Origin of the sequence: Nostoc sp. 'Peltigera membranacea cyanobiont' 210A, from assembly GCF_002246015.1 — a bacterium.
Lineage (GTDB): Bacteria > Cyanobacteriota > Cyanobacteriia > Cyanobacteriales > Nostocaceae > Nostoc.
In genome coordinates, this window is record NZ_NOLJ01000005.1 from 393256 (window position 1) to 405418 (window position 12163).

A 12163-nucleotide genomic window follows, 5' to 3' on the forward strand; every position below is an offset into this window, starting at 1 on the left:
AAAACCATTTTTAATCACGCAAAAATTGGAATTTTGAAAGAGCGATCGCTTAACTCAAAATCTGTGTTAAATCCAGTATAAACCCAGGCAATACATCCTCACCTGATAAGCTGGTAGGCGCTCGCAAAACCTCAACTTCCTGTCCTGGGCGGTAAATTTCTACCTGTTGGTTCTGCGGATCAATCAGCCAACCTAAACGCAGACCATTCTCAATGTACTCCTGCATTTTTTGTTGCACAGTCTTTAAGCTGTCTGAAGCAGAGCGTAATTCTACCGCAAAATCTGGAGCGAGTGGTAGGAATCTGTGGGGGTCTGGATTCACAGCTTCTAATCGCTGTCGGCTCACCCAAGACGCATCTGGAGAGCGATTTGCACCATTAGGGAGTTTGAAACCCGTTGAAGAATCAAAAGCCAAACCTGTGCCATCAGCGTCAGCCCAATTACCTAAGCGCTGTGTCAGTCTACTATTACGATTTCCGCTTTCCCATCCAGTTGGTGGCATGATAATTAATTCTCCGTCTGCGGTGCGCTCAAGTCGCAAATCTCGATTATTCTGACACAGTTGGAAGAACTGCTCATCTGTTAGTTCAATGGTGGGGCTGAGGTTCAGAATTAGGGCAGTCATAGTTGCCTTTTAATCTTGCTAACTGTAGCGTAGCACTTGCTTGACATAGTAGGTTGACCATCTAAATAATTTCCATGCTTACTAGAAAGCTATTTTCAGTCATGCAAAAATTTATTTCACCGTTATTTATCTGATAACAGCAGATGATAGTTGATGTTTTTCTCTCAGCTTCTACTATCAGGGGGCTGTATTCAATTACACCCTTTTATTGTTCTGTTGAATTAGCCCATTTAGTCTAAATCTCAGAGCCTGCCCTAGCCTAAAAGCAAGACAGAGTAAATGTTATAGCTCTGGCTCAATGCTTATGGCATCATTTTGCTATGCTATTACTATTTTAGTATTAAATTTTACATATAGTTTAAAATTATCTTAGTTAAAGGCTTATATTGTAAATCTGATTAATATTAGAGAGTATATTAAATGAAAGAAAGACAAAAAATCACTAGGTTTGACGGAATATCAAAGTGGTTATCTAACTCAGTTAGTGAATCTGAGGATAAGCGGTACACACATCGTCTGCTCACAGAAGATAAAAGCCAACGAGATATAATTATCAATGAATTAATATTAATCGTTCAAAAAGCCCATGAAGATGCTCGATATCGTCTTCGTAAATTAGCAGGAAATTCTCTCGCTCCATTTGGAGATTTTTCAGAAAGCGATCCAAGCGAAGGCTATCCTGATCGTCTTCATATTCAGACACTCAAAGGTTATTTTGGAGAGATATTTGCAGGAATTATTGCTGAAAATTTTGCTCCTTTTGGGCAAGATAACTGGGAAGTTCCCGCTTTTCTCTTTCGATTCCACCCAGTTGCATTTCAGCATTTAGAATTTCTAAAGCAAACTGGAGAAATTGCAAAGCCACAACCTGGACGTACAGGTGATGATTGTCTTGCCTTTCGGCGTAATAGTGAAGGAGTAATTATTGCTTCTTTAATTTGCGAAGCAAAATGCACAGCCAATCATGACACAAACATGATATCTGAAGCACATATAAAAGCAAATAAATCAAGTGGATATCCAGTTGATATTCCACAACTTATTGATATTTTGCAAGATTATAATGATGATTTATCTTCTAACTGGAAAAATGCTCTACAAGTTTTACAGCTAAAGATAAAGCTAAATAAAGTTGATAAAAATTATGAGAGCTGTTATTTAATTAGTTACATATGTGGTCAGCATCCTGTCAAAAAGCTAACTTGGATATCTCCTAATAAAGTACACGAAAAATATACAATAGAAAGAAGACTCGAAGCAGTTGAAATTCATCTTCATGAAGTTGAAAATATTGTTAAAACTGTCTATATCCAGCAGAAAATTTTTACAATTTCAATAGATATCCCTACCCAGACAGTTCAACAACCAGATGATGCAGAGGTTGCAAAAGCAAACTCTGATTGGAGTGATAAACAAGCCAATAGGAGATATATATCTCTAATAGGAGAGTTAGAGAATAAAAATCAAGCAAATAACCAACAAGTAAATTCTCTCAGCCCTTTAGCCCAATTACTGCTTCATTTAGAAGAACAATGGCGGCGTATTTTTCTTCCTAATTCAGAAGGTATTTTGCTAAACTCGCTAGAGTTAACAAGAAACTATTCTACTGAAAATAACCTTTCTGACGATAATTTTGTAAGCTGGCTGGAACAAACTGCGCCGCTTTCTTATAGCAATAATCTTTCTGATGCACAATTATCAGCTATTGAAACTTTAGATTCGCTGGATAGTATTTTACTATCTGCCATTGTTGAAATTGAACAGTTAGCAGCTAAAGATTTAAGCCCTAATGAATTGGAGGAGCAACTGCAAAAAATTTGGCAAAGAAGCTTTGCTCATTACGCCAGCCGTGAACAAGAAAGATTAGAAAATTTATTTATCAGGCGAGGTAGGGCACTGAAAACAGAAATTTATAAAGATATGTCACAGCGTCGGCGCTTGTATCGCACTAGTTTACCACCACGTGATGGAAATCAGCTTTTAACTCTCTATCCTAGACTTAAAGAACAATTAACAGTGGGTAGAGATTATGCTATTTGGACAGTGGAAGAGCGCTTTAATTATATTCAAAATATAGTTAGTATTTTAACTAGTTTATCGAAGTTCCAACTGAGCGACACCTCAGTAAATGTTACTTGGAATGAAATATTACGTTGGTGGCTTGATCATCATACAGCACCTAAAAAACCGAGCGTAAGCCAAATTTCAAAATGGCATTCATACATTAGCCAAAATTTTGGTTATCGATTTAACTGGGGGTTAGGAAGTGTTATTGCACTAGCAATAGATGAAGCTTTTGGTGGCGAGTTAGTTGAATCATCATTGGAAAACTGGTCACAAACTGGGCTACCTTGGATTGTTTTCTGGATGAAAGAACTTATTGTATGGGGAACTTTAGACCCAGTAGCCGCATACTTGCTTGCTAAAGTGGAAGATGTAACAACTCGTAAACAAGCTGAAGAACTAGCGCAAACTTACTATCACTACATTAGCGAAAGAGAATCGGAACCAAATGAATATCTTAATGCAGTGAATATCAAAAATTGGGTAGAACAATCATATTCCAGTGTTGAACGACATTTACCAACTCCCAAACCTCCGAACCGAATTAATGTCAATTTGCTGAAAGATTTCAGTAAGGCTCCAAGTAAAAATTGGAGAGTAGTACCAGTAGAAATTGGGGATGATATTCAATGGTTTGATTTAGCCGGATTTCCACTCGCAATTTGCCAAAAGCCTGAAAAGTGGCAGTCTGATTTTCTAAATACCTACGACTTCATGCTAGATGCGGAAAATCGATTTGTTTCATCAAAGATTTATGTTTGACTCTTCAAGGGATGCTTTATCACCAAAGGCTCAATATATGCTTGTAGAGTATCTTTAACTTTAGAAGGTTGACGAACTGGAGCGATCGCAGAATAATCCGGTTTTACTGTCCAGTCGTAATGGCGAAGCAGTGTAGAAAGCACAATTTTCATTTCCATCTGGGCAAATTCCATGCCTAAACAACTGTGTGAACCATAACCAAAACCCATTAGCGCCAAAGGATGTTTCTTATCTTCTTCGCGAGGTGGTGCAAAGCGATCGGGGTCGAAGCGATCGGGATCGGTGTACAGTTCTGGTAAACGGTGAGTCAGCATCGGCGAGATTGTCACAAACCAACCAGCAGGGATACGATAACCTCCATACTCAATATCCTTGAGGACGCCACGATTATAGGCGTACACTGGCGGATAGAGCCGTTCTGCTTCTTTTAGGACGTTGGTTAACAGTGGAAGTTGTTTGAGATGGGATAGGTTAAGGGGATTATTTCCCACAACTGCTAATTGTTCTTGGCGCAGTCGCTCTTGCCACTCTGGATGATTACCTAATTCAAAGATTACCCAAGTCAGCAAGGAGGCTGTCGTCTCGTGTCCAGCAAATAGCAATAATAGTGCCTCATTGATTATCTGTGCTTCGCTCAATTTATTGCCGTCTTCATCAACAGCGGCTAGCAGTAATCCCAAAACATCTTTTGATTCTTCTAAGTTACCCTGCTCGATACGTTGGGCGATTGCTTCACGTAAGAAAGCCACTAACTTACCCCTAGCATTTTGACCGCGACCATATAAGGTAAAAGGGACATTCCATTTCAATATCGCCATACTGCTATCTAGCAGTTGTGTAAACCACTGACTGGTTTGCTCAACTTCGCTCTTGTTCTGACTTCCCAAGAACAGGCGAGTCGCAACCATTAGGGTAAGCTGACGGAAACTAGAATTTAAGGGAATCGTTCCTCGCTCTCCCCAATCTTTGAGGAAGTCTTGCACAATATTTTGAATGGTATCGAAGTATGTAGCGATCGCTTTTCCGTGAAATGCTGGATACATCAAGCGACGAGTTAAGCGATGTTCTTCCCCATCTTGTAATAAAATATTGTTGCCAAATGTTGATTCTAAGAAATACCAACCGATCCGCGACGACATATTTTCAGCTTGTTCTATCAGCACCAGCCGATTAGCATCAGGGCCAATTAGATAAGCACGTTTGTATCCCATGACGCTCGTCTTAAAAACTGAACCATGCTGCTGGAATCGTCGCCATAGATACAGTTCTAAATCCCGAAATATTTCTAAAGTCTCCCCCAAGATGGGCAAGCCATAACTACCAGGCATTTCCTCGGCTGATTTTAGCTGCCGCATATTTGAGTACCTCCAGCAGTAATTAGCTACAGTTTAATTGTAAAGGGCAGTTAGGCTTTGCAAATCAAAATTACCAATTGTGGTAAAGTTTTTCTGCGTAGAACATAATCTCTTCATTTGGCAATCTAATTTTTGGTTTTTGTCGAGGATATAAACTTTCTACAGCACTTGTATCTTGCTCAATAACAGTGGCTGCTGCTTGTAAAACTGAATTCTTAAACAGAAATTTCATTAAAGGATTGACGACTTTGGCATACATCAAAATAAACGTCTTGGTGATTTTTTCTGTTTCCGGGTAGAGAATATGAATTTGAGCAATATCACCAATAGGGGTTTTAGCCAACAAAGCTGTAGTTGAAGGAAAAGCGTATTCGAGTCTGTTAGCAAGCGTTTTAGGAAAGATTCCCAAAATAGGATTTTTGATAATTTCTCCTAATGTGTTGTTGGCTCTTGTCAGTTCTTGTTTGACTGTAGCAGAGTATCCTTTTTCTTCAAAATGGCTTACATTACAAGATGTAATTTTAAATAGTTCTTTATGAGTACCATTTTGGTGATTATAGTCATAGTTAACCATTAGGTTACTCAAAAATTCACCTTGAATACTTTTTTCCCCAGTTACTCCAATGAACTCGTATTCATCGACAATTTTCTGATGCAAATCTGGGATGGGCAATCTTGGCTCAAATCCGGCATAAGTCCAGATGCAGTCATTGCTAATAATTAACTCTAATGCTTTGGTAATTGGCTGAGTGTCTTTTTTATCTCCTTGCTGTAGTCTGCCTTGCCCATCAAATTCTAGTGCATGAAAAGGGCAAGTAATAGTATCTCTTTCCTGACAAACCCAGCCGCCTGATAATGGTGCTTGCATGTGCGGACAGATGTTATCAAGGGCAAACACTTCGCCTTTTTGGTTTTGCCAAATAACATAATCCTGTCCATTTAATGTGATTTTATTTGGTTTATTGACTCCCAATATAAATTTGTGCGCGATTAACCAAGGCGCACCAGGTAAAATTGGTTCCATTTTTCCTCCAAAATCTTGATAATTTTTTGAAAAGTTGCTAGATGCGTTAGCAAAAGGTAACGCAATCGCCTGTTCTACATCACTCTTTTGAATGTAAATTGGGATAACTAAAGTCTTGTCTGCAATGGACGAACTAATACTACCGGGCATTTGCTCGGCTAACTTCGGCTACTGTCTGGACAAGTTATATAATTAACTAATTTTTTAGTTAGTGGATATTAATTTAATAAATTTCATCTTCTATGTCAACTACTAACCAAGTTTTTAGTTAATATATTTTCGTTATGCTGATGGAGCAATGTGAGTCGTTCAACGCAGTCAAAATTCTCATCTAAAAAGCCGCGTCAGGTGCGCGATGCAGAAGCGACGAAAAAGCAGATTCTCGATGCGGCGGAAGCGGAGTTTGCCAGAAATGGACTTCAAGGGGCGCGGACAGGGGCGATCGCTAGAGGTGCTGGTGTCACTACAGCGATGATTTACTACTACTTCCAGAGCAAGGAAGGGCTATATCAAGCGGTTTTGCAACGTCCTGCGGTGGAAATGCACGAAGGGTTTGGGCAGCTAAATCTGGATCGGTTCCCACCAGAGGAAGCCTTGAAACTGCTTGTCAAAGAAGCGATCGCTTATGAAGCTGCTCACCCGCATAGAGGAATGCTTTGGTTCCAAGAAGCAAACCAAAATCAGGGAAAGTATTTTAAAGAGGGGAATTGGCAAGAAAATTTTAGCTATCTCATCAAGATTTTAGAGCGGGGGATGGCGGAAGGTTGTTTCCGTCAACTCGATCCATTTTTCACCACCCTGCATATTATTGGAGTTTGTAATTTATACTTCAACGCTTACGAAAACATTAAGCATACTAGACCCGATTTGCAACTGCTAAGTCCAGAAATGATTGAGCAGCATACTCAAGCAGCAGTTAATTTTATTTTGGCTGGGGTGCGACGTAGTGAGAATTAGGGGAGGCAAAAATCAATATAGGAGATGAAAACCTACCTCCAGAGTGGGTTTGGGTATCCTCAGAAATGAGTGATAAAGATGCAGTGAAAGCTTTACAGTTAGTTGCTGATCACCAATTAGAACTACTAAAAAAGTGGCGAGAATATCATGGTTAAAAAGATTGCGGCTACAGAAGAATTAAAAGAAAAGCTAGCCAATGCGAGAGCAAAGTCAGATGCGATCGCCACATCTGAACCACGGGCTACTCGTGCTTTTTATGACGCTTATTTAGGAATGATTATAGTTTTCTTGTCTAACAAATGTATGTTTGGGTTCCCTTCAGAGGTAGGAGAAGGACTGGCGGGTGCTTCAATCAAGGACTTAGCAGAAGTAGAGGTAACACCTTCTGGTGAAGGATTACACTGGAAAACCCTAGATGTAGATTTGAGTATTCCTGCTTTGATGAACGGAGTATTCGGAACTAAAATAGGACTTACGCAAAAACCCTCCCAAACTCTCATTCCTCCGTGACCTCTGCGTCCTCTGTGGTTCGTTTTCCGTTCCCTTTGCGTAAGTCCTATAAAAAATGGATGGCTGAACTTGCTAGAAAAGGTGGAAGTTCTACTTCTGCTGCAAAATCTGAGGCATCTCGACTAAATGGTACAGATCGCCCCCGAAAAGAAATTCTACTGGCTACTGATGAAGCTTGACCTATCAACTCACCATAAAGCGATCGCATCTAAAGTTGGGGTGTCAAGTGAGATGGGATTAGAGATTTAAACAATTCTCAATATCAGTAAATATTCAGATGACAACACTAGCTATTTTAAGTATAAAAAAATTATATTATAGCTATAGCTAAGTTTTTCTAATTAATATAAAAGATGGCGATATTGGCTAGAAAAGTTTAATCTTTGCTTTTATATTGATGCTTTTTGTTATATGTTTTTTGAATAGCAAAGGCAATTTGATACAGATTTTCAATAATTTTAGGTTTTAATCCAAATGATTTTAAATTGTTTGAATTGTAAAGCTCTTGTAGATGCCCAAGAAATATCTAATTATAAAAACGACATAACTGATATTGATGATTACCAAAGTACTTCTTATGATTGTAATCAATTGCTTAGTACATATGAAGAATATACATTTTTAAAATGTCCTTTATGTTTGAAACCTTTTCTTACTTATTTAATTTACAATAATGATTATGGGCATGGGCATGACTTTAGACAATTAAAATTTATAACTTTGTATCCCGTATCTGATAAAACTATTAATTCAAAGGTATCTATCTCTATAAAAAAAGCATTCGATGAAGCTCTATGCTGTTTTGAAAACAAAATATTTACAGCATGTGTGATTATGTGTAGAAAAGCTATCGAAGGTGTATGTAAAGAACATAAAATTGAAAAGGGAAATCTTAAAGAAAAACTAATTTTAATGAAAAAAGAGGGAATAATAGACCAAAATATTTTTGATTGGGCGGATGCTTTAAGGCTTTCTGGTAACGATGCTGCTCATGATTTAGATGTTACTTTTTCTTTGGAAGATGCTGAAGATATTATTGAATTTACGTATGCCATAATTGAATATGTTTTTACCTATAGAGAAAAATTTATTTTATTTATAGAAAGGAAAAAATCTAAAAATTCCTTACCCACTCACGATACTGAACCGACGACAGAGAAATAATCTTGATTTTTTGGGGTAAGTCGAGGTAACAGTGGATGAGAAGATGAAAGCGATCTCTAAATTAATAGAGCTACCCTAGAAAAACTGGTATTTCTATTCAGTCAGAGCATCAAGTTTAGCCAGTATTCTTAAGCCTTCTTCTGGGTTGCTAGTTGCAGCCATTGCTTTAAATCTGGTATTGGCATCAAATTCTGCTAAAGCTATGGTGGAAAGTTCTTCAATCAGCTTATTTACACTTATGCCTTTAGCTTGAGCAAGTTCTTTTAATCTGTTGTGTTTTTCGTCTGGTAAACGAATAGTTAAAGTCGCCATTTTTGTTTAACTCCTAATAATTTCTTCGGGTTTTAAGATTGATAAGTTAGGAAATAACAATTCAGCATTTTGGAAATCTTTAATATTATGAGTGGCAATAATTTGAGCATTACCAGCAACCGCTAATTCAATTAAGTGGTTGTCAGCTTCATCTTTTAAATTAGGCCGCCATAAGTAGTAAATATAAATCCATTGACTTACGCTCATAAATGATGCGAGTAAAGCAAAAATTTCTACACTTGTTAAAGGGCATTTGGCGATAATTTCTTCTCGCCCAATAACTGACTCATACTCAGTAAATAAAGCGTTTCCCATCAAAGGCTGATATTCGCCTTTCAAGCAGCGTCGAATGAGTTCTCTACTCGAACCCTTAGAGCTAATAAGCGCACTAATAAAAACGCTGGTATCAACTACAATTTTAATCGCCATGTTTACATGGTAGCATATATGCTATCATTACTGCCCCAGTCAAAAAAACCTCTTAACAAGATTATCAACAGATATGCGTAGCCCTTCTTAGACATCGCATTACAAATTCCGTACAGTGCTACTAGCCTTCAACTTCGGATAAGCAATCCGTTTGTGATGAAATTGCTGCCAAACATCCACAAATATCTGAGCAATTTGTGACATCTCTTCCCGTTTTAGTCCTGAATCAACGAGTTGATTGTCTTGCCATTTGGCACGTAGAATATTATTCAGCATTGCTAAAGCTTGTTCAGTGGAGACATCTTTAACCGATCGCTTCTCTCCCACAGATTTAGCCGATGCTTGCAGCGATCGCAGCGCCGCTTCGCAAGAATCTGCTAACATGACAATTCCGGTTTCCCGTGATTGGGGAATTGGGCCATCGTAACGAAAGTCTGCGTCATCTACAGTTAAACTTGGATCTGACTGAGCCATTTGCTGGGCTTGATGATGGAAATAAGCAATCAGCATCGTTCCCTGATGCTCTGGAATAAAAGCTTGAATTGCCGTAGGTAAAAGGTGTTTACGTGCCATCACCAACCCTTCAGTTACGTGCTTTTTAATAATTTCTGCACTCTTCCAAGGATCTTTAATCTCTGTATCGTGTTTATTCGGCCCCCCCATTTGATTTTCAATAAAGCCAAGGGGGTCGTGCATTTTGCCAATATCGTGATATAATGTTCCAGCCCTGACTAGTTCAACATTGCATCCTAATTCTTTGGCAGCAGCTTCAGCAAGGGTAGCCACAAGCAACGTATGTTGAAAAGTTCCAGGAGTTTCAGTCGCAAGTCTTTTTAATAAAGGGCGGTTAGGGTTCGCCAATTCTGCTAGGCGGATTGGAGTAACTAAATCAAAAACTTTTTCTAGATAAGGACTCAAACCCAAGGCGACAACACTCCAGCCTAAGCCGGATAAAGCAAATAATCCCGCTTCTTGGAAGACAATATACCAGGTTGAACCAAATATTTGACCAATTAAGATTTTAACAAGAAGGTAAATACCGCCTTGAGTTAAGGCGATCGCAACGCCTAATAATGCCAATTCTTCACGCGATCGCAATCGTTGGGCAATGTAACTACCTAATATTCCTCCCCCAACACCAGCTAAAAGCGCAGCCTTGCTCATATCCAAACTAATGCCTAATATCGGCCACAGCAGCCCGACAACTGTCAACCCCAAAGTGGGGCCGTAAAAGCTTCCCAACAATAAACCAAGGGCGCTCCAGGTGCTATAGGGCAATCCGATGACGATTACTCCTGGCACACTCAGAGTTAGCAATAACACCAACAGGCGATCGCGTTGTCGCAATTCGTAATCAATATGGCGTTCTACCCAGACAAAAATGCCAATAGCGATCGCAATCACGCCTCCTAACTTCACCAACTCGTGCCACTTTACCTCCCGACGAATCAGGTGATAATGCTCCAGCACCTCAAAGTTCCATGCAGTAATCTGCGCTCCTTTTTTGACAATTACCTCACCATGCCGTACCTTCACCATCACGGGTGGCACGCCAGCCGCCGCCTTTTGAGCATTTTGTCTGGTTTGTTCTTCATCTTTTTGCAGATTCGGCTTGAGTACAGCTAACAACAGATTTTTTGCCAAAGTTTCAGCGGATTCTGGTACAAAGGTCTGTAATTGTAAACTCACCGCATCTTGCAAGATATTTTTTGGCAGTCCTTGTGGGATGCCTTGGGTGAGAATCCGCTCTATACTTTGATGGATTCCCATTTGGGTTTTTTCCCATTCCACATCTGATAAATCCAAAAGTAGAGATTCTTCATATACTGCTTGGGAGCTAAAAGTCTCTAACTTTAAAAGTTTGGCAGTGGCTTGGATATATCTTTGACGTGTTTGGGAAATTTCGGCAATTACTAAAGACAAGCTTTTCTCAGAAGTTGTGAGGCGGTAAGATTCTAGTTCTGCTACAGCTTGAGTAAAATCAGTGTTTTGAGAAAAATCTACCGGCTCTGTCTTTTCTAGACTCTGGGAATCAGATTTGGATATGATGCGCGGCTGGCGTTTCTGATTGGGTGCAGCTGGGGTGGTTTGTCCGATTCTCTTCTGCTGCTGATTTTTATTATTTTCTACAGCCGATAGCAATGCTTGCCATTCTGACTCAGAACAAGAGCGGAGATAACGTTGGGTAGAGATAGATAAAACTACAGGATCAAAAAAAGGAAAAGCTCCAGCAACAGCGCGAATTTCGTTGCCATCATCTAGAAGTTGTTGCAAATTTTCGTTGATTTTTTCGTTGATTCGCGCATCAAGCATCAACACCTGTAAGGAGCTTGTGCTGACGGCTTTGCGCTCGGCTTCGGTTTTTTTCTGATCTTCGATGCTAGCTGTGTAAGGCGCTGTAATCGTTTGGGGTGCGGGATGTCCTAGTTGGAGTTGAGTCTGATTGTATAATTTATACCCAATAATACCTGTGAGGGACACTACAGCGATCGCTAAAATCACCGAGTAACGCTGTTTATATGCCCAATCTAAACCAACTACACAAATACTACTCTTAGTTTTAACCGATTTTACCTTTGCCCTTAGCGCTCTTTCTTGTTTTCGACGTTTGCTTTTCTCATTGGTTTTTGATAAAAACAGGAATACATTCTTGAGCATAGTCCTTAGAAGTTCCCTTCTATGGGTTTTACCTTTGGGACTTCTCATTAACTTTCCCTTACGGCGTAGTGTTTTGTACTGTCGCCGCCAGTGAGTCAATTGCTGGTTCAAGAACTGCAAAAATTGATGCATTTTCATTATCTATACCTGCAATTGCCGACTTTGATAGCTCAAAAAAAGACAATTATCAGGAAAGTTCGATCTGCGGCTGCTGCAACTTGGTAGCGGGGGCTTTTTTATTGCTGATTTGCCACAATAGCTAGCTACAGAATCAGTCCGAGGGCTTACTGAAAAATTCTAGTA

The 12163-nt window shown here is 39.4% G+C and carries 10 protein-coding genes; 4 read left to right on the forward strand and 6 right to left on the reverse strand.

The genetic code is table 11. The features are described from left to right. Positions 1 to 49: 49 nt before the first annotated feature. Entirely contained in the window at positions 50 to 625 is a 576-nt protein-coding gene (locus CDG76_RS17820; RefSeq protein ID WP_094350294.1) for a Uma2 family endonuclease, read from the reverse strand. A gap of 420 nt (positions 626 to 1045) precedes the next feature. Between CDG76_RS17820 and CDG76_RS17825 the strand changes: the two genes are divergently transcribed. Beyond that, positions 1046 to 3451: a hypothetical protein gene (locus CDG76_RS17825; RefSeq protein ID WP_094350295.1), complete on the forward strand. Its 2406-nt coding sequence runs from the start codon at positions 1046 to 1048 to the stop codon at positions 3449 to 3451. On the opposite strand, the gene CDG76_RS17830 is transcribed toward CDG76_RS17825, so the two are convergent. Together CDG76_RS17830 and CDG76_RS17835 are read right to left on the reverse strand one after the other, a co-directional pair. After that, positions 3442 to 4806 (reverse strand): cytochrome P450, encoded by a 1365-nt coding sequence (locus CDG76_RS17830; RefSeq protein ID WP_094350296.1) that lies wholly within the window; start codon positions 4804 to 4806, stop codon positions 3442 to 3444. The genes CDG76_RS17825 and CDG76_RS17830 overlap by 10 nt on opposite strands. Before the next feature lie 70 nt (positions 4807 to 4876). Further along, positions 4877 to 5830: a Rieske 2Fe-2S domain-containing protein gene (locus tag CDG76_RS17835; RefSeq protein WP_094350527.1), complete on the reverse strand. Its 954-nt coding sequence runs from the start codon at positions 5828 to 5830 to the stop codon at positions 4877 to 4879. A gap of 300 nt (positions 5831 to 6130) precedes the next feature. Between CDG76_RS17835 and CDG76_RS17840 the strand changes: the two genes are divergently transcribed. The 3 genes from CDG76_RS17840 to CDG76_RS17855 all read left to right on the forward strand — a co-directional run bounded on the left by CDG76_RS17840 (position 6131) and on the right by CDG76_RS17855 (position 8461). Then, the gene (locus tag CDG76_RS17840) at positions 6131 to 6787 is read left to right on the forward strand and encodes a TetR/AcrR family transcriptional regulator (protein WP_094350297.1); all 657 of its coding nucleotides are present in this window, start codon (positions 6131 to 6133) and stop codon (positions 6785 to 6787) included. 147 nt (positions 6788 to 6934) lie between these two features. Beyond that, complete coding sequence (locus tag CDG76_RS17845) at positions 6935 to 7297, forward strand: DUF2442 domain-containing protein (RefSeq protein ID WP_094350298.1); 363 nt, start codon at positions 6935 to 6937, stop codon at positions 7295 to 7297. Positions 7298 to 7771: 474 nt separating this feature from the next. Beyond that, a complete protein-coding gene (locus tag CDG76_RS17855) occupies positions 7772 to 8461 on the forward strand; it encodes a DUF4145 domain-containing protein (RefSeq protein WP_094350300.1) in 690 nt (229 codons plus the stop codon). A gap of 93 nt (positions 8462 to 8554) precedes the next feature. Here CDG76_RS17855 and CDG76_RS17860 read toward each other — a convergent pair whose 3' ends face one another. From CDG76_RS17860 to CDG76_RS17870, 3 genes are all read right to left on the reverse strand, one after another. Next, entirely contained in the window at positions 8555 to 8773 is a 219-nt protein-coding gene (locus CDG76_RS17860) for a toxin-antitoxin system HicB family antitoxin (protein WP_094350301.1), read from the reverse strand. 6 nt (positions 8774 to 8779) lie between these two features. Further along, on the reverse strand, positions 8780 to 9202 hold the full coding sequence (locus CDG76_RS17865) for a putative toxin-antitoxin system toxin component, PIN family (protein WP_094350302.1): 423 nt from the start codon (positions 9200 to 9202) through the stop codon (positions 8780 to 8782). 99 nt (positions 9203 to 9301) lie between these two features. After that, positions 9302 to 11998: an HD family phosphohydrolase gene (locus tag CDG76_RS17870; protein WP_190240884.1), complete on the reverse strand. Its 2697-nt coding sequence runs from the start codon at positions 11996 to 11998 to the stop codon at positions 9302 to 9304. Between the last annotated feature and the right edge of the window lie 165 nt (positions 11999 to 12163).

Coding starts and splice junctions, on each gene's coding strand:
- CDG76_RS17825 (WP_094350295.1), top strand. CDS start 1,046: ATGAAAGAAAGACAAAAAATCACTAGGTTTGACGGAATATCAAAGTGG.
- CDG76_RS17860 (WP_094350301.1), bottom strand. CDS start 8,773: ATGGCGACTTTAACTATTCGTTTACCAGACGAAAAACACAACAGATTA.
- CDG76_RS17845 (WP_094350298.1), top strand. CDS start 6,935: ATGGTTAAAAAGATTGCGGCTACAGAAGAATTAAAAGAAAAGCTAGCC.
- CDG76_RS17870 (WP_190240884.1), bottom strand. CDS start 11,998: ATGAAAATGCATCAATTTTTGCAGTTCTTGAACCAGCAATTGACTCAC.
- CDG76_RS17865 (WP_094350302.1), bottom strand. CDS start 9,202: ATGGCGATTAAAATTGTAGTTGATACCAGCGTTTTTATTAGTGCGCTT.
- CDG76_RS17855 (WP_094350300.1), top strand. CDS start 7,772: ATGATTTTAAATTGTTTGAATTGTAAAGCTCTTGTAGATGCCCAAGAA.
- CDG76_RS17820 (WP_094350294.1), bottom strand. CDS start 625: ATGACTGCCCTAATTCTGAACCTCAGCCCCACCATTGAACTAACAGAT.
- CDG76_RS17830 (WP_094350296.1), bottom strand. CDS start 4,806: ATGCGGCAGCTAAAATCAGCCGAGGAAATGCCTGGTAGTTATGGCTTG.
- CDG76_RS17835 (WP_094350527.1), bottom strand. CDS start 5,830: ATGGAACCAATTTTACCTGGTGCGCCTTGGTTAATCGCGCACAAATTT.